The 17,694-nt window shown below is 38.8% G+C and carries 15 protein-coding genes; 5 read left to right on the top strand and 10 right to left on the bottom strand.

Going from position 1 to position 17,694, the window contains the following annotated elements; genetic code table 11:
• Positions 1-14: 14 nt before the first annotated feature.
• From AC6UDG_RS02275 to helD, 3 genes are all read right to left on the bottom strand, one after another.
• Complete coding sequence (locus AC6UDG_RS02275; RefSeq protein WP_500706348.1) at positions 15-467, bottom strand: CopY/TcrY family copper transport repressor; 453 nt, start codon at positions 465-467, stop codon at positions 15-17.
• 134 nt (positions 468-601) lie between these two features.
• Positions 602-1,516, bottom strand: coding sequence for a type I pantothenate kinase (coaA, locus tag AC6UDG_RS02270; protein ID WP_500693508.1), 915 nt, complete (start codon positions 1,514-1,516; stop codon positions 602-604).
• Positions 1,517-1,526: 10 nt separating this feature from the next.
• Positions 1,527-3,827 (bottom strand): RNA polymerase recycling motor HelD, encoded by a 2,301-nt coding sequence (helD, locus tag AC6UDG_RS02265; RefSeq protein ID WP_500706299.1) that lies wholly within the window; start codon positions 3,825-3,827, stop codon positions 1,527-1,529.
• 90 nt (positions 3,828-3,917) lie between these two features.
• Between helD and AC6UDG_RS02260 the strand changes: the two genes are divergently transcribed.
• The 4 genes from AC6UDG_RS02260 (at position 3,918) to AC6UDG_RS02245 (ending at position 9,515) form a co-directional block, all read left to right on the top strand.
• Entirely contained in the window at positions 3,918-5,783 is a 1,866-nt protein-coding gene (locus AC6UDG_RS02260; protein ID WP_500693506.1) for a cation:proton antiporter domain-containing protein, read from the top strand.
• A 185-nt stretch (positions 5,784-5,968) separates the two neighbouring features.
• Positions 5,969-6,625 carry a histidine phosphatase family protein gene (locus tag AC6UDG_RS02255; RefSeq protein WP_500693505.1) on the top strand — a complete coding sequence of 219 codons (657 nt, stop codon included), beginning with the start codon at positions 5,969-5,971 and terminating at the stop codon, positions 6,623-6,625.
• A 10-nt stretch (positions 6,626-6,635) separates the two neighbouring features.
• Positions 6,636-7,898 (top strand): GTPase HflX, encoded by a 1,263-nt coding sequence (hflX, locus tag AC6UDG_RS02250; RefSeq protein ID WP_500706298.1) that lies wholly within the window; start codon positions 6,636-6,638, stop codon positions 7,896-7,898.
• 270 nt (positions 7,899-8,168) lie between these two features.
• On the top strand, positions 8,169-9,515 hold the full coding sequence (locus tag AC6UDG_RS02245) for an APC family permease (RefSeq protein ID WP_500706297.1): 1,347 nt from the start codon (positions 8,169-8,171) through the stop codon (positions 9,513-9,515).
• A 20-nt stretch (positions 9,516-9,535) separates the two neighbouring features.
• On the opposite strand, the gene AC6UDG_RS02240 is transcribed toward AC6UDG_RS02245, so the two are convergent.
• The 7 genes from AC6UDG_RS02240 to AC6UDG_RS02210 form a co-directional block, all read right to left on the bottom strand.
• The gene (locus tag AC6UDG_RS02240) at positions 9,536-10,354 is read right to left on the bottom strand and encodes a DUF6681 family protein (RefSeq protein WP_500696510.1); all 819 of its coding nucleotides are present in this window, start codon (positions 10,352-10,354) and stop codon (positions 9,536-9,538) included.
• Positions 10,354-10,902 carry a hypothetical protein gene (locus AC6UDG_RS02235; RefSeq protein WP_500696509.1) on the bottom strand — a complete coding sequence of 183 codons (549 nt, stop codon included), beginning with the start codon at positions 10,900-10,902 and terminating at the stop codon, positions 10,354-10,356. The genes AC6UDG_RS02240 and AC6UDG_RS02235 overlap by 1 nt, the downstream gene beginning before the upstream one ends.
• A gap of 91 nt (positions 10,903-10,993) precedes the next feature.
• Positions 10,994-11,563, bottom strand: a complete 570-nt coding sequence (locus tag AC6UDG_RS02230; protein WP_500699238.1) for a guanylate kinase — start codon at positions 11,561-11,563, stop codon at positions 10,994-10,996.
• Positions 11,553-11,975, bottom strand: a complete 423-nt coding sequence (locus tag AC6UDG_RS02225) for a bis(5'-nucleosyl)-tetraphosphatase (protein WP_500693499.1) — start codon at positions 11,973-11,975, stop codon at positions 11,553-11,555. Before AC6UDG_RS02225 ends, AC6UDG_RS02230 begins: the two co-directional genes overlap by 11 nt.
• Positions 11,976-12,024: 49 nt before the next feature.
• On the bottom strand, positions 12,025-13,164 hold the full coding sequence (locus tag AC6UDG_RS02220; RefSeq protein WP_500706296.1) for a cation:proton antiporter: 1,140 nt from the start codon (positions 13,162-13,164) through the stop codon (positions 12,025-12,027).
• Between the two features lie 59 nt (positions 13,165-13,223).
• Complete coding sequence (locus tag AC6UDG_RS02215) at positions 13,224-14,891, bottom strand: glycosyltransferase family 39 protein (protein WP_500706295.1); 1,668 nt, start codon at positions 14,889-14,891, stop codon at positions 13,224-13,226.
• Between the two features lie 114 nt (positions 14,892-15,005).
• Positions 15,006-16,613, bottom strand: coding sequence for an ArnT family glycosyltransferase (locus AC6UDG_RS02210; protein WP_500706294.1), 1,608 nt, complete (start codon positions 16,611-16,613; stop codon positions 15,006-15,008).
• Positions 16,614-16,774: 161 nt separating this feature from the next.
• Between AC6UDG_RS02210 and AC6UDG_RS02205 the strand changes: the two genes are divergently transcribed.
• Positions 16,775-17,689 (top strand): proline-specific peptidase family protein, encoded by a 915-nt coding sequence (locus AC6UDG_RS02205; RefSeq protein WP_500695260.1) that lies wholly within the window; start codon positions 16,775-16,777, stop codon positions 17,687-17,689.
• Positions 17,690-17,694 lie beyond the last annotated feature (5 nt).

Below are 17,694 nucleotides of genomic sequence, written 5' to 3'. Positions count from 1 at the left end.
TAAAAAGCTCCTTTCTATTGACAATCCATGCCCATATCGCCTGGTAAACAGTTACAATCCACTTTATCGGGGGCGGTTTTTAGCTTTTGTCTCAAAACTTCACCCAACTTGTGAATATCACTCTTACTAATCTTACTTTGGTTAATCAAATCCATAATGGTCTGGCCTTTACGCATGTCGCACATTTGTTCAAAAAGTTCTTCAGCACTTAGATTCATCGCATTCTGTTCGTTAACAGTGGGCGAATAAACGAAATAGCGTCCTTTTTTAAACCGAGTCAACAATCCCTTCTTAACCAATCGACTAAGTAACGTTTTAATCGTTGACTCTTTCCAATCACGTTTTTTCGCAATCGTATCAATTATTTTTCGTGATGAACTATCTCCCATCGTCCAAATCAACCGCATAATTTGCCATTCAGCGGGCGTAATTTCTTCAATTTTTTTGGTTTGATCCAAATAATTCACCTCCAATTCATGGTTTACATCTGTAAATTCAATATTAATCATAATCTACATTTGTAAATTTTGCAACCATTTAATCTATTTATCAATAAAAAATCGCTCAATCATTGAATTATAACGATCGAGCGATTTTTATTTTAATATTTCCTAAGATAAACTTTATCAACGATGTGCCCTACACCTTTATGAATAATAAGGTTGGCTCTTTCACGTGTTGGTAAAATGTACTCCTTTAAGTTCGGTAAATTGACGGTTTTCCAAACGTTTCCCGCCATTTTAACCGCCTGTTCTGGCTCCTCTTTTGCGTACTTATAGTAATAATTAGTTGGATCCTGAAAAGCCGTTTTCATTAACTTCTTAAAACGATTAAGGTACCAAGTCTCAATCAGATCTGGATTAGCATCGATATAGATCGAAAAATCAGTAAAATCACCAATATAGAGTTTTTGATGATCAGGAATTTGAAGCGTGTTAATTCCTTCAATGATTAAAATGTCGGGATTAGTGATGACATCATAACGATGAGGAATAATGTCATACGTTTGATGAGAGTAAACTGGTGCTTTTACTTCTTTCACGCCGGCTTTAATCTTAACCAAAAACTGAATCAATGATTCCATGTCATAGCTTTCAGGAAACCCTTTACGATCAAGAATGCCCTTTTCTTTTAAGACTTTCGTTGGATACAAAAAACCATCAGTCGTGATTAGTTGCGTTTTCATTTCTGGCAATAAATCGGTAAAAAGGTATTGAAGCAAACGCGCTGCGGTTGATTTCCCCACAGCTACACTTCCCGAAATTCCGATGATAAATGGAATTTTAGGCGTTTTACGTTTTAGAAAATCACTTTCAGTAAGCTCCCAATCTTGGTAATGCTTAGAAGCCAGTTCTAATAAGCGTACCAATGGCATGTAAATATCAGAAACATCGTCAAGTGAGATCTGATCATTAAAGGCCTTTAATCTTTCCAAATTAGCCTGTGTAATTGGAGCAGATTCATTTGGATAAAACTGTTTCCATTCATTTTTACTAAATTCATAGAAATCCTTCAACAAAACTCACCTACTTGGTTACTAAATCATACTCATCTTTTGGGACGTCCTTAAACGTTGGTGATAACTCCCCAACTGAAATCACGTCCAGGCGGTGCATAGCACGACTACAAATTGTGTACACTAACTGGTCATCACGCTCCGTTGGATATTCTTCTTTAGAACCATTCCACATTACAACGGCGTCAAACTCAAGTCCCTTAGCTAGATAGGCCGGAACAACAATAACACCCTTGACCAACCGCTGATTTTCGGTTTGAATCAACGTGGATTTAATCCCATCTTTTTTTAGCTCATCATGAACTCGTCGACACTCGTCTAACGATTTAGCAATGACGGCCGTGGTATCACTCGCCTGATCATTTACCTGAATCGTATTCTTTAAAACGTTTATTCCCTTATTAAAATCTTTGACAACGTTAACTTTAGGAAGTTCACCACTTCTAGCAAACGACTGGATCTTACTGCCATCTGGGATCAAATGCTTGGTAAAATCAGTGATTTGTTCAGTTGAACGATAAGACTTATTAAGTTCGATTACCTTGGTCTTCTCAGGATCAAACATCGTCTTCATTTCCCGCAAAAGGCTGTTACTACTCTCATGCGTGAAGATTGCTTGGTTGAGGTCTCCCAGCAAAGTAAACTTAGCCCTTGGAAAATTAAACTTGAGGTAAGCCAACTGAAATGGGGTATAGTCTTGAACTTCATCGACAAATAAATAACGCATATGAATATCAGGACGTTTCCCAGATATTAAATCATACAAATAAAGATAAATTGAAATATCAGCATCACTAATTTTGCCATTCTTTAATCTCTCAATTGATTTTTCAACCCCGTCATTCCATTCCTGTTCATCAATTCCATACTTGCTCAAGTCGGTAATTCTAGGAACGTTTCTGATTAGATTAACGAACTGACGATTGATACTAACAAATCGACCGCGAGTAATGGCCTTTCTAACGTTTCTAAAAGCGTTTTGGACAATCTTTTTAGCCAAAAAGTTATATTCCTTATCGGGATTATCCATACTTTCGCCATATTTAGCGTAAATGGCCTGAAGTTGTTGCTGGTCAAGTCCTTCAATGGTTTCTTCGACCCACTTCTTTTTCATCTCACTCCCAATGTGACGATTTAAAATCTTATTCAGTTCTTCCTTAGTAGCTTCCAAACGATTCCGTAAGTTATAGTTCTCGTTAAAACGATAGTAGATTTCACTAATATCTTCCTTTGAAATAAAGACATTATCTTCAAATTTAATGTCTTTAAACTGAAAGTTTTCCTTATTTAAATGGTGAGCGTACTTTCCAACTAGATCAAAGAAATCCAAGCTGTTTTTGAAGTCAACCACCTTTTGTTGGTGTTTTTCATGAGTTTCGACAAAACGTTCACCAATGGTTTCAACCTCCAAGTGGGGAACTCGTCGGTTGGTGTATTGGTAGTACGTCATCTGAACCATATTTTGTTCCCCTAACTCGGGTAAGACCTCATTGATGTAGTCATTAAAAAGTTGGTTGGGGGAAAATAAGATTACCTGTCCAGAATTCAAATTACCACGATAACGATAAAGTAAGTATGCAATTCGTTGCAAAACAGCAGCCGTTTTTCCTGACCCGGCCGCTCCTTGAACAAAAAGCAAATCAGAATCAGTATCACGAATGATCTGGTTCTGCTCTTTTTGAATCGTGGTAACGATGCTCTTCATTTTGGTATCAGACTGATGACTGAGATTTTCTAGAAGTAAGTTGTCTCCAAGGGCTTCGTCTGTATCAAAGATGGTTTCAATCTTACCGTTCTTGATCTCAATCTGTCGCTTTAACTTGACGTCAACCTTTTGGGGACCAGCCGGTGAATCATACGTCATTTCACCAATTCCACTATCATAGTAAATACTGGAAATAGGTGCCCGCCAGTCGTACACCAGATAATCGTCAGGATTATCGGTAAATGACGCTAGGCCAATGTAAATGGTTTCAGTGTGTTTCTCGCCTTCTTCGTGAAAATCAATTCGAGCAAAGTAGGGATTTTGATCCAGCCGTTTTAGCGTATCAAGATCCCTTGCGGCGTTCTTCCAGCGATTCTCACGTTCCGAAAGTAATTGCTGTTGCTGTCTAACCGAGACACCCGTCTCCATCTGTCCACTATATGTACTTGTCTTTAAACGAACATCGTTAAAAAAGTTCTTTTGGATTTCCGATTGGTCACCCTTCGCTTTTTTAATTTTTTTAGCAGCATCGACTTCTGCCATTTCAATTTTGCTTTCAACAAAATCAAGGTGTTTCTGTTCTTCATCTTTAATTGAATTTTCCAACGGATAATCCCTCCTGCTTGCTAAACTTGATTAAATATTCTAACATATTAACTCAACTGAACAAAATATATAAACCAAGGTGATCGTAATATGGACTCAATCTCATTAGTAATTGTTCTACTTGCGGCCCTAATAACTCCATTAGTGATGGCACGATTCCACATTTCAATGCTGCCAACCGCAGTCGTTGAAATTTTAGTTGGAATCATATTAGGACCCAGTTTATTCAACATCGTTTCCGACTCAAACATTTTATCCATTCTTTCCAAGATTGGTGTGATCGTTCTGCTGTTTTTGAGTGGAATGGAAATCGATTTTTCCTTATTTAAACCCAAAAACAAAAATCCCAGTGAACTAGAAAAAAAATCAAGCAAGACTGCTCCACGATTTTCATCCGTTCAACTAGCCTTTATGGGGTATGCAACGGTTATCATTCTAGCATTAATCCTAGGATACTTCTGTAAACTAACTGGACTATTCAGTGACTTCTGGTTAGCTTCAATCTTGTTTGCTACCATTTCACTTGGCGTGGTCATCGCAGCCTTAAAGGAAAAAGACGTCACTGGAAGCGCCTTTGGCCAAACCATTCTGTTAATTGCTGCCCTTGGTGAAGTTTTACCGATCTTTGCCCTGACGATCTACGCCTCGGTATTTGGATCCGACAGTAAGTCACTATGGCTCATCCTGATTCTATTTGTGGTAGCGGGCTTTTTATTGTGGTGGTTTAAACGTTTCTTCAAGGTTTCAGACCAAATCAATAAATCAACCACTCAGATTGACATTCGGCTAGCTTTCTTCATCATTGTTTTACTATCAACGATTGCCGTCTTTGTTGGATCAGAGGACATCTTAGGGGCATTCATCGGTGGAATGGTCTATAAATTACTACAACCATCCGAAACCACGAAAGATCGATTGGATTCAATCGGATATGGGCTCTTCATTCCAGTCTTCTTTATCATGAGTGGTGTTGGTTTGAATGTCAAAGAGTTGCTGTCAAACCCAGCGACTTTGGTTCTAATCCCCGTTTTCTTTGCTAGTTACATCATCGCGAAGTTGGGACTTTATCCCATCTTTAGGTTACGTTTCAATAAGCAAAACTCACTGGCTGGAATGGCCCTTCCGAGTGCAACCATCACCATGGTTCTGGCAATCCTCCAAGTTGCTAAGGGGATGAAAGTGATCACATCTCAACAATCGGGGGCATTTTTGCTTGCAGCGATTATTACCTGTATCATTGGACCACTGGTCTTTAACAAGGCCTTTAAAGTCGAACCAGAAACCTATCCTAAGATTAAGGTTAATTTCTTTGGGGTTAACTTAACTACCATCCCAGTCGCTCAACAACTTTCAACTGGGTGGTACGACGTTAACGTATACACTGATAATCAGGAGCACTACCGCTCCTATAACAGTCAGGCTAACGTTCATCTTGTTTCTAAGCTTGACCCAAGATTTTTAATTGACAACGGCTATTTTGACTGCGATATCGTCGTCATGGCCTACTTTGATTCAGAGAAAAGTTACGAATTGGCCAAGTCGGCTAAAAAGTACGGTGTCAAACGGGTTATCGCTCGTTTTGAGAATCGTGATGTCCTTGATAAGCATCAAGATGAACTCCTTTCTCTAGGGGTCGAGATATATAACAACCTTGCCGTTAATATTGCCATGCTAAGAGAGTTGATTGAGGTCCCGTCAACATTTAAGATGATTGAATCTAACGAATCAGTTCTCCATGAAGTTAAACTAACTAATCCGAGTTTGGCTAACATAGCAGTCAAAGACCTTCCCTTTAGTAGTGACATTACTATTAACGAAATCTTTCGCGACCATAAACTACTTCACCCGACCGGTGAGACGATCCTAAGATTAGGTGATCAAATTATTTTCTCAGCCCAAAAGGGAACTGGAATTCAAATCAGAAGTGATTTTAACCCAGAAGCATCACAAAATTAAATTAATTAATCCACTGACTAAGATGATGTCAGTGGATTTTTTATCTGGTTCATGATGATTTACGCAAAACAATATAATGATTATTTCAAATGATTACTAAATTATACCAATTCCATCCGTCCCGTTTATCTTGGACGTTAAAATATGCTAGAATTAAGCAACTAGTGAATCAGGGGGAAATAAAAATGACTTCAATCAATTTATATTTTGTCAGACACGGCCAAACATATTTGAATCGTTACCATCGTTTACAGGGATGGGCAGACTCAGCTTTAACCGATAAGGGAATCACCGATGCAATTGATGCTGGAAAACACCTTAATAAGGTTGATTTCAACAAGGCATATAGTAGTGATACCAAAAGGGCCCGTGACACCGCCGAACTAATCCTAAAGGAAAATCCATCAGGACTAGTTGAACCGATCGAAATGGAAAACCTCAGAGAAGAGAATTTTGGATATTTTGAGGGAAATGACATGGGACAAGTTTGGCACATCATTGGGGGGCCATCTGGCGCTGATTCATACAGTCAAATGATCGCCACTTATACGATGGAAAAGACCCGCGACATGATTGCTGACGCCGATCCATACGGGGATGCTGAAAATGATTCACAGTTTTGGAAACGAGTTCAAACTGGGCTGGACGAAATCGTTAACAACGCTGAAGATGGTGACGATATTCTCATTACTGCTCATGGAACTCTCATTCGAAGTATCGTTAGTCGTTTTAGTGACATCGATATTAGTGAACCCATTCAGAATGGCAGCGTCACTAAAGTTGATTATAAAGATGGCGATTATATTATCAAATACTATAACAACATTTCAGATCCAGTCTAAAGGAGTATAAATGATCGACAACTTTACTGATGTAATTACAATTGGTTTAGATTTAAATGATGCTAATTTTCAGTACTCAATGGAGGAACTTAACAACTTAGTCACCGCGAACAACATGCATAGCGTTGAAACTGTGACCCAAAAATTGGATCACCCTGATCCAGCAACCTACTTCGGCAAAGGTAAGGTTGAATTTCTAGAACAACTCGTCAAAACGTCTGGGACAGATATCATTGTGGCAAACGATGAACTCAGTCCTAGTCAAATTCGAAACCTTGAAAAATTAACCAATGCTAAAATCATTGACCGAACTGGGCTAATTTTGGAGATCTTCGCCAATCGAGCTCGTTCTCGTGAAGCCAAGTTACAGGTCCAATTGGCCAAACTAAACTATCAACTCCCGAGGCTCCATACTAGTGCTAGTCAACGATTAGACCAACAGTCTGCTGGTGGCGGACTAGCTAACCGTGGTGCTGGTGAAACCCAAATTGAATTGAATCGTCGAACCATTCAACATCAAATCACGCACGTTCGTCACGAATTAAAGGAAATTGACAAATCATACAACACTCAAAGTAAAAAGCGCAAACAAAACGATTTGAAAACCATTGCTCTTGTTGGTTACACCAACGCGGGCAAATCCACGATTATGAATCAGCTGGTAAAACGATTTGGTGAAAACGAGGAGAAAGAAGTTACCGTTAAAAACATGCTATTTGCCACCTTGGACACCAGCGTGCGAAAGATTGAGCTACCAAACCATAAACGTTTTCTTGCAACCGACACGGTTGGTTTTGTCAGTCAACTTCCGCATCAACTAATTCAAGCCTTTAAATCAACTTTAAAAGAGGCAAGCAACGCTGATCTCTTGGTACAGGTAGTTGACTACTCAGACCCAAATCAAGAACTAATGATGCAAACTACTGAAAAAACTCTAAGAGAAATCGGGGTCCCCGACATTAACATGATTAAGGTCTTTAATAAGGCTGATAAGAGTGGAGAAAATTATCCTGTTCGTGAAGGCAATAACATCATCATGTCAGCTCTTGACCCTGATTCAATTAATTTATTAATTGACATAATTTCTCAAAACTTGTTTAAAGATTACGTCAAAAAGACGTACCTCATCCCTTTCAATAGTGGCCAAGTAGTTTCGGACCTAAATGAAAACGAAACGGTCTATCAGACTGATTACACCGATCAGGGAACGAGGTTGAAAGTTGAACTTCCCGAAACATCGGCCAAAAAATACCAAAAATACGAAGTTAATTAATAAAATTACATTGACATTTAATATGGATCGCGGTTAAATGGTCCTATACTAATTTAAGAGAACAATATTTAAAGAAACCGCCCAAGAGAAGCCGACGTTATTCTGGAAGTTGGCTGACTAATCTTTATTTAACCACCTCTTAAAACACATTAATACGCAACAAAAAGCGCTCTGAAAATTTCAGAGAATTTTGGGTGGAACCGCGCAAATTTGCGTCCCTGACATTTAGTTGTCAGGGACTTTTTTTATTCTCAAAGGGAGGAATTTTATATGAAGAAACCAAAAGAAGAGTCCAATGTAAAGTTAAACCGTTCTTTAGGAATTTGGTCCGCACTCTCACTTGTAGTTGGAACCATCATCGGAGTTGGAATATTTGTTAGACAAGCTGCCGTTCTAAACGATGCAGGATCAGCAACTGGTGCCATGCTGGCTTGGCTAGCCGGTGGACTTCTGACTTTAGCCGCGGGCCTTTCAATTGCCGAGATTGCCTCGCAAATTCCAGAAACCGGTGGACTATATGCATACATGGAAGTCATTTATAACAAGTTTTGGGGCTTTTTATCTGGATGGATGCAGATTATTGTTTATGGTCCCGCGATGATCGCTTCACTTGGAGCTTATCTCGCCATCTTATTAGGTGACTTTTTCCATATTTCACCAGAATGGAACATTCCGATAGCTATCATTGCAGTTGTTGCGGTTGGTCTATTAAATACCTTTCCCAATCGATTTGGAGCTGCTTTTTCAATTATTACCACAATTTGTAAGCTCGTCCCAGTCGCAGCGCTTATTATCTTCGGACTTTTCTTTGGTCACGCCGATGCTTTTACTCAAAGTGTTAGTGACGTCCACTCCTCAGTTGGTGGATTTGGAGTTGCCATGTTAGCCACTCTATTTGCCTTTGATGGGTGGATCCTAGTTGCTAACCTTGGTGGAGAAATCAAAAACCCTAAAAAGATGCTACCACGCGCTATTGCTTTCGGAATTTTAATCGTCATTGCCATTTATATGCTAGTTTCATACGGTGTTTTAAAAAGTATTGGTCCCGATAAAATTCATGATCTTGGAACAAATGCCATTCCATACATGGCTAACAAAGATTTTGGAATGATTGGTGGGAAGATTTTAAGTATCGGTATCATCATCTCAATCATCGGTTGCATGAACGGAAAAATCATGACCTTTCCTCGTATCATGTATGCCATGGCGAAAGAAAATCAACTTCCGTTCTCTAAGCAGTTAGCTTACCTCAATCCAAAGACCAGAACGCCAGTGGTATCAATTGCTGCTGTTCTGATCATTGTAATTATCATGATCTGTTTCTTTGATGCCGACCGGCTCTCAGAACTATGTATCTTTACCGTCTATTGTTTTTACGTGATGGCGTTCTTCGGGGTTTTCATCCTTAGAAAACGTCACCCCGACCGAAAGCGAGTCTTCTCAGTTCCACTATATCCATTCACACCAATCGTAGCTATTTTGGCATCCCTTTTCGTAATCTGTTCAGAAATTGGATCAGACTTCATTGGGGTCGTTTGCTCACTGGGAATCGTTGCACTCGGGATTCCAATCTATTACTTTGAAGTTATTCTCAAAAGAAATAAGGTTAAAAAATAAGAGATCTCAAATGAGATCTCTTATTTTTTCTGATATGCAATTTTAATCTGAACCGCATAGTCGTCAGCTCCATCAATTAAGCCGGCTCGACCAGAAGTCTTGTATTTTCCTCCAACCAAAAAAGCTTCAGCTAGATACAACTTGACTTTATTCTTATCGATTTTTTGAATATCTTCAAAACCAGCCTTAACAATGTGGCCAACGGGTTCACAATTAACCTGATTCATTCCGGCATAGACTTCATACTTTCCGTTTTCTTCTCTTAAATCAAAGTAAGGGATTAACACTCCATCACCCAAAGCGTAGACGCGATGCTTAGGATTAGCTTTAATTTCGGAAAGAAGCGCCCGATCGCCTAATCCATTGTAGTCATCACTTGCAACTTTTTTGGTAATCATGGTATCGGCTAACTGATGAACGTTATGGCGCTCACTAATTGTCGATTCCAATTTAGCTGGCATCGTTTTTCTTTCATCAAATAAACCGTTGGCGGGAATATTACGATAACGACGACTTCCACTACGAGCCTCGGTTTGCTGATCAGTTTCCTTGGGCTGAATGTGCAAGACCTTATTAATGACCGGGGTAACATCAAACTTCGCCCGTTTTTTAGTAAAGTAATACATGATGTTTAGGTACAAGAAGTACGCTAAAATCAAGACAACTAAGAAGACCAGAACCCCCCTAATCATAAAGCCATTTACAACAAAACGGTAGGCAACGTACAAAAGGTAAAAGTCGCCTAGAATCCCTAAAATTACGTAAATTCGGCTTTTAGTGTTTGTTTCAATCGTTATATATCCAAGATAATGATTAATAATATCTAGAAAACTAAACATTAATGTTCACCCCCAGGATTAGTCGTATTGGCTTGGGTATTATTCTGAGTATTGTTAGAAGTAGTCCCCGTACCATTATTAGAATTGCCGTTATTTCCGGTATTCTGACTTGATTTTTCGGCATTTCCACCGTTATTATCAGTTGTCTTTTGATTGTTATTACCAGTCTCCGAATTATTTCCATTCGTGCTGGTCGAATTATTTTGCTCCTGTCCACCAGAAGTTGTTTTCCCTTGTTCATTATTTGGTGACTTACTATTACCATCGTTATTGTTATTATTCATATTATCTTGTTTAGCCCCAGAACTATTGGATTCATTTTTACTATTATCGTCATTAGAATTCGAGTTCTGGTTCTTAGTACCCTTATTATTATCATCATTCTTCTTAAAGTCAAAAATAGAACGTTTCTGGCTTTGATGGGTAGTGACTTTAGCACCCTCGTGGGTATTGGTTGCTTTATTGACAACAATATTAGTGGCTCCTAACGCTAAACAAATTGAAATAATGGCAAATGGAGTAAGAAATGGTGGCACTCGATTTGGCATTTAATCATCCTCTCAACGTATATTCTCTTTTGTGAAGCTTAATTATTGCACTTAAAAGTAAAGAATTTATTCCAGTCGATAAAAGAATTCTTTAAAGTTGGCTTTTTAGATTTAGTACAATTTGATCAATCTGATTCTTAGTTTGACTCCATTTCTCATTATCAATCACAATGGATCGATTTTTTAAAGCAGCTGGAAGCTTTAAATCACGCGCGTCTTCTTTACTTTCCATTCGAACTTGAATCTGAGCCAGAGTATCCCCGCGATCAATCATGCGCTTTTTAAGCTCAGCCGGATCTTTAACTTTCAAAAAAATGACAACCGCTTCTACTCCTAATCGATCCTTGTACGTAATTGCACCCTTCGTGTCTAACACAATTGAAACAATGGGAGACTTTAAAAAAGCGCGATCTAACCCTTCGTATGATGATCCATAACAGTGCCCCGAATATCTTACTGATTCTAAAAGATGAAGTTTTTTAAAACTTGTCGGTGATTCAAAATAATAATCCACTCCATCTTGCTCTTGATCCCGTGGTGCTCTGGTCGTATGGGTAATCACCTTAGGAATTCCATACTTTTTCATTAAATAATCCGAGATGGTGGTCTTACCGGTGCCAGCGGCTCCAGTAATCACAATTACAAATCGTTTATTTGACATAGTGGTCCTCAATGTATTCATTGGCCTTTTTAAGTGGTGGAAGTAAGTTATCGTATGTGACTAACTTCAAAGCTTCTTCGTAAGTGCACCAACGATCCTCACTAATTTCTTCCTTCTGTCTGGTAACCGAAGTGCCAACCGGAACCTCCGTCACAAAGAAAGTTACTACTTTGTGGTGGCCATTCTTCATGTCATACTCGACCTTTACATCAAAACCATCATCAATCTCACCATGAATTCCCGTTTCTTCTCTTAATTCACGTTTAGCGGCCTGTTGTAATGTCTCGTTTCCCTCGACGTGCCCCTTGGGATATCCCCAAAAATCACTAGTTGCACTTTTTAAAAGTAAATATAGTGGTTGATTTTCCTTAAGTTGAAAAACAATCGTTCCACCGTCAATTTCATTAATCATAAAAATGCCCCATTTATTTGTTTCTTTCATTGTACCAAAAAATCAAAAACTACACTGATTTAATACTGAACTTAAGCATAATTGGTGAAAGAATCGTCGAAAGTACAATTACCATAATAATTTCGGAGTACAGTTCAGAAGCAAGCAGATGACTAGCTAGTCCAATCTGAGCGACAATGAGAGCCATTTCACCTCTTGATACCATTCCGGCACCCACTATGTTGGCATCTTTTAGGGTCAATCCAGTTAATTTCGCTCCAATTCCACACCCAATCCATTTGGTAAGAACCGCTAAGATCGTCATTACTACAACAATCAACCACGTGCTAGAGAGCCCCTTAAAACTCATCTCCATCCCAATTGCGGCAAAAAAGATTGGAATAAAGAAGGAATAACCAATTCGATTAGCACTTTGAATCACCTGATCATGAAGCGGCGTACGTCCAATTGCAATTCCAGCAAAGAAAGCCCCTAACACCGTGCTCAGATTGGCCGATTCTGCCAGATATGCCATAATCAAACAAATGCTAATCCCCATAATCGACACGGCTGAATTGGCAGGAAGAAGGTCGGCTAACCGCATGAGCCAAGGTGCAATCCATTTAATGACAACAAAAATCAATCCAAAAAACAAGATTTGAAACGTAAACAGGACAAACAAATTTTTAGATCCTGATTCCGTCCCAAACACACTGGAAAAAACACTCAACAAAATAATTGAAATCACATCGTCAACTACCGCGGCCCCTAAAATGGTTGCTCCCGCGACCGATTTCAACTTGCCAAACTCCTGAAGCACTTCGACACTAATGGATACTGAAGTAGCCGAAAAGATCACTCCCCAAAAGAGCGCTCTTTCAATTCCTTGGCCTAGTAGTTGACCATAAAGGGTAAAAGCGACCACCGGTAAAATGACCCCACAGATAGCAACGCTAACGGCCGGCTTTAAGTACTTCTTGACCAAATCGAAATCACATTCTAATCCCGCAATAAACATCAAAAAGATGACCCCAATTTCGGATCCAACCGAAACCAGGTGATTTAAACTGACTAGGTGCAAAACCGCGGGTCCAATTAATAAGCCGGCTAAAATCTCTCCTACCACCGCCGGCATCCCAATCCTTTGACTTAAAACTCCTAAAATCAACGTTGAAAGTAAAATCAATCCAATTGTTGCTAAATATTCCATATAACCTCCGTTATCCCTCAAAAAAAGCAGAGTTTGCCAATTTGACAAACTCCACTAATTTAATAAAACTTATGTTCTTTTATCATTTTCTTTGCATTGGGGTTATGCTTGGACCTAGCTTCAAACAAGTAGTAAGTAGCACGTCTTTCCTCAAACATTTGGGCATGACTACTACGCAATTTGTAATTTCTAATTAGCGCATCACGTCCACCCTTTCTAGAACCACTGCTCATGTACTTGTACAACTCAGCATTACTCTTGTTGCTTGTATTATCAACCCTAATTACCAACCATTGAACTTGTTTCTTTCGAACCACCTTGTTAGCTGATCTCATCATTTTAGGATAAGCGCGGCTAGGAATATTATTACGTTCGAAGAAGTAATGAGTTGGATATGCACCAGAACTGGTGTAAAAACCATTTTCTAAACGACTGTAAGTTAAAAGGGTCGGCGTTCCCTTACTTTCGTCTCTAATAATCTTTCCAAACGAAACTTGAGCAGGCTGTTGGTACTCACCTTTCTTAGGATTAAGAGTAACGTATAAGTTTTGGGGATGCAACTTCGAGTAAATAAAGTTATTGTTTGATCCAAGGACAAAGGTTAAGGCCATACATAGCGTTACGAAAACAAACGTCCAAGGGAGAGCGAGCTTTCTGTTAGATTCAAAGTGTCTGATAAAAAACACCAGTACAAAGATAGTTGTCACCATGATAAATGGGAAATAAGCTAATTGATAGTACTGATAGATTTTACCAAAGGTGTGACCGTAAACGGCTACAATCGCATTTACAATCATCATGAACAAGAAAAGCGACTTTGAAATTCCATCTTTAAAGATTTCATGGTCAAATAAAACATAGATTAAGCCCAAGAGACCAAAGACCACTGTGATCGGATACTGCGTCAGAAACTTCATAAAGAATCCAGTTGCCATCAGAATCTTAGTTGGTACAATTCCCGATGAACCGTAAACGGTCATGTTAATGGTAAAGTAAACGTGGATAAAGGACTTAAAACTCCCTGTTACTAAGAAATAAATCAACCATGGAATAAGTGCGATTAAGAAGCTGAGTCCACTAAAGAAAATCAATCGCCACATTTCTTTAAAGCGACGATGGTAAACGTAGAAGACAAACATAAAGACATAAAATCCAATCCATGGACCAAGTAAAGTGTACTTCGAAAAGAAGACCACTCCGACCATGAATCCCTGAATCATCCATTCCCACCATTTGATATCAAAATCATTTTGACAAGCCTTTAAAGCAACATAAATCAAATATAAAACGGCCGGGAACACGAAGAATTCAACCGAACCACCATAGTCATAAAATGGCTGAAGCACGGAAAAAACTGGCATGAACAATGAAATTACAAATGACCAATTTTGTGACAAGTATAATCTAGCAATCTTGTAAGCCATGGTCATAATAATAATCATCGCAATAATCTCAAACGGTACCATCCCAACAAGCGATCGTTTTGTGATCAGTGAGGCTAGTCCGTAAAGCAAATAAACAAATGGCCCTTTTTGCTCAAAAACATCCTTATATGGAATGATTCCGTGAAACATTGCTTTACCGACAGTGAAAAAATTATTACTGTCGGGTGAGGTATCAAAATAATAGAACGGTGAAGCAAATGACAAAAGTAGAATTATGATAATACTCATTACTACAAACGTTAAACCAAATAAATAAGGTTTAGTTTTTAGTTTTTTTAACATACATTGTTCTTCCAATCATTAAGAATTTAAGCTCACACTCAATAATAAAAGCAATTATACCACATTCCTCCACTCAAACGCGGAGACGCCAGACTTCATAACCTTATTTTAAGATTATGCTTTTCTTTTTAGTAACCAATATACTGACTTCCGATTATTGGGAGCCTTTTGTTCATGAGTGGATACGACCCGATAATTCTCTAACAGGGTTTTGGATGCTGGCCTAGTAGAATCGTGTCTGCCAAAGTATGTTTTGATTGAATCAGCTTGATTGGTCTTTACGACAATCCATTCAACCGCCTTCTTTTTAACAACTTTATTTTGTGACTCGACCATTTTAGGGTTCTTATCATACGAGATATTATTGATCTGGAAATAATACTGCGTGGGAAGTGCTCCTGAAACCGTGTACATGCCAAGATCAAGATATCCGTAGTTGAGAAGGGTTGGAGTTCCCTTACTCTCTTTTCTAATAATTTTGCCAAACTTCTTTTGCGCGGTCTGCGGATCACTAGGATCCAGCGTTTCCTGATTGTTATTCGGAAATAATTTTGATTTTTGAAAATTGCCGTTAACCCCCATGGTAAAGAACAGGACTAAAAGCGTCATCAAAACAAATGTCGAAATAAGTCGCTTATTAGGCAATGTAATTTGCTTATAATTTAGTCCCTTAGCAATTAAAACGACCAACGTTACAAGAACGTACGGCATAAACGCTAATTGGTAATAGACGTATAGGGTGTCTGGGGTATAGCTGTAAACGGCAAAAAAAGCACTCACAAACATCATACACAAAAAAATATTCTTTTCCGCCCCATGGTTAAAGACGACAAAAAGAATTAACGGAATTGCACCCAAAACAAAGAGTTGCGGTTTATCAATTAAAAATTCACTAAAAATGGCTAGTGAGCCAGCAATCTTCGTGAAAATTCCACCATTAGCTGAGGTGCTATAGACCGTCATGTTGGAAACAAAATAAACATCGTAAAAGGCTTTAAACGAGTTAGTAACGAGAAAATAAATTCCCCATGGTACAATTGCGGCCAAAAAACCAACGCCACTTGAAAGAATCATCTTAAAAAGACTACTAAACTTTCTATGGTACAAATAAACCAGCGCAAAAATAATGTAAAAAGCAATCCAAGTGCCCAACAGCGTGTATTTAGATAAAAAAACCACCCCAACTAGGAATCCCTGAACTAACCAGTTCACGTTACTAATCGCAAAATGATTGTGGCATGCTTTAAAAGTTAAATAAATGGCCGATAAAATCATCGGAAAGACGAATTCTTCCGCCAGGCCACCATAGGTAAAATACTCTTGAAACATTAAGAAAAAGGGCGTTATAAGTGCCAAAATTGAAGCAGTTGGTTTACTAACGTATAAATGAGCGGTTTTAAAAACCAAAAATAACGAGGTTGCTAACGCAATTATTTCTGCTATGGTAATTCCAATAATCGAATAGTGACTGATTAAATAAGCGAGCCCATAAAGCAGATAAACGTATGGCCCCTTTTGCTCAAAAACATCCTTGTACGGAACTAGTCCGTGCATCATACCCTTGCCGACCGTAAAGAAACAGTTAACGTCGGGCGAATAATCAAAATAATAAAGTGGGGATGCGTAACTAAACATCCCAATAAAGATTAAGGCTACGACCACAAAAGCCAAAAAATAACAAACGTTTACATTTTTAATGAAACGTTTTATACGGAACTCCATTTCCGATCCTACTCCTTTTTAAACCGTTCCCATTATATCCTAGAATAATTGTTATGTACACGTTTGAACGTGTATCACACGGGTACGTTGATTCTTCCACACTTTTTTTACCATTTTAAAGTGTTATCATAATAATTAAACTAATTAGGTAGGTGAATGTTATGAAACAAGGAACTAAAATCATTACATTAGATAATGGTTACCACCTATGGACTAACACTCAAGGGACCGGAGACATTCATCTTCTCGCCCTTCATGGTGGCCCGGGTGGAACACATGAATACTGGGAAAACACTGCGAAACAACTGAAAAAACAAGGACTAAACGTCCAAGTTCACATGTACGATCAATTAGGTTCGTGGTACTCCGACACTCCCGATTTTGATGATCCGAAGGTAGCTAACAAGGTTTTAACATACGACTACTTCCTTGACGAGGTTGAAGAGGTTAGACAAAAACTCGGAATCGATAAATTTTATTTGATTGGTCAATCTTGGGGTGGTGCTTTAGTTCAGATGTACGCCGCTAAATATGGTGATCACCTGAAAGGTGCCATTATTTCTTCAATGGTTGATCGGATCGGGGACTACACTGACCATTTAGCTCAAATTAGAGAAAAAGCGCTCACCCCCGAACAATTAGCGTACATGAAAAAATGCGAAGCAAATAACGATTACGATAACGATAAGTATCAGGAACTGGTCGAACTCTTAAACCGTGAATATGTGGATCGAAAGCAACCCCCTGCAATTGCCCACGTCATTGATACCATGAGCAAACCGATCTATAACGCCTTTCAGGGTGATAACGAATTTGTCATCACTGGAAAGTTAAAAGACTGGAACTTTACTGATCATTTAAAGGACATCAAAGTTCCAACACTGGTCACTTTTGGTGAACACGAAACCATGCCAATGGAAACCGGAAAACGAATGGCTAAAATGATTCCAAACGCTCAATTCGTTTCAACCCCAAACGGTGGTCATCACCACATGATTGATAATGCTCCCGTCTACTACGACCATTTGGCCAACTTCATTAGACAAGTTGAAAATGGAACTTTCAACCAAAAATAAGCAAA

The sequence above is a fragment of the Fructilactobacillus sp. X2R1C1 genome (assembly GCF_059901435.1).
This window is presented reverse-complemented; position numbering and strand designations above follow the sequence as displayed.

Excerpts from the sequence above, each read along its gene's own strand:
- AC6UDG_RS02260 (WP_500693506.1), top strand. The coding sequence starts at position 3,918 with ATGGACTCAATCTCATTAGTAATTGTTCTACTTGCGGCCCTAATAACT.
- AC6UDG_RS02255 (WP_500693505.1), top strand. The coding sequence starts at position 5,969 with ATGACTTCAATCAATTTATATTTTGTCAGACACGGCCAAACATATTTG.
- hflX (WP_500706298.1), top strand. The coding sequence starts at position 6,636 with ATGATCGACAACTTTACTGATGTAATTACAATTGGTTTAGATTTAAAT.
- AC6UDG_RS02245 (WP_500706297.1), top strand. The coding sequence starts at position 8,169 with ATGAAGAAACCAAAAGAAGAGTCCAATGTAAAGTTAAACCGTTCTTTA.
- AC6UDG_RS02240 (WP_500696510.1), bottom strand. The coding sequence starts at position 10,354 with ATGTTTAGTTTTCTAGATATTATTAATCATTATCTTGGATATATAACG.
- AC6UDG_RS02235 (WP_500696509.1), bottom strand. The coding sequence starts at position 10,902 with ATGCCAAATCGAGTGCCACCATTTCTTACTCCATTTGCCATTATTTCA.
- AC6UDG_RS02230 (WP_500699238.1), bottom strand. The coding sequence starts at position 11,563 with ATGTCAAATAAACGATTTGTAATTGTGATTACTGGAGCCGCTGGCACC.
- AC6UDG_RS02225 (WP_500693499.1), bottom strand. The coding sequence starts at position 11,975 with ATGATTAATGAAATTGACGGTGGAACGATTGTTTTTCAACTTAAGGAA.
- AC6UDG_RS02220 (WP_500706296.1), bottom strand. The coding sequence starts at position 13,164 with ATGGAATATTTAGCAACAATTGGATTGATTTTACTTTCAACGTTGATT.
- AC6UDG_RS02215 (WP_500706295.1), bottom strand. The coding sequence starts at position 14,891 with ATGTTAAAAAAACTAAAAACTAAACCTTATTTATTTGGTTTAACGTTT.
- AC6UDG_RS02210 (WP_500706294.1), bottom strand. The coding sequence starts at position 16,613 with ATGGAGTTCCGTATAAAACGTTTCATTAAAAATGTAAACGTTTGTTAT.
- AC6UDG_RS02205 (WP_500695260.1), top strand. The coding sequence starts at position 16,775 with ATGAAACAAGGAACTAAAATCATTACATTAGATAATGGTTACCACCTA.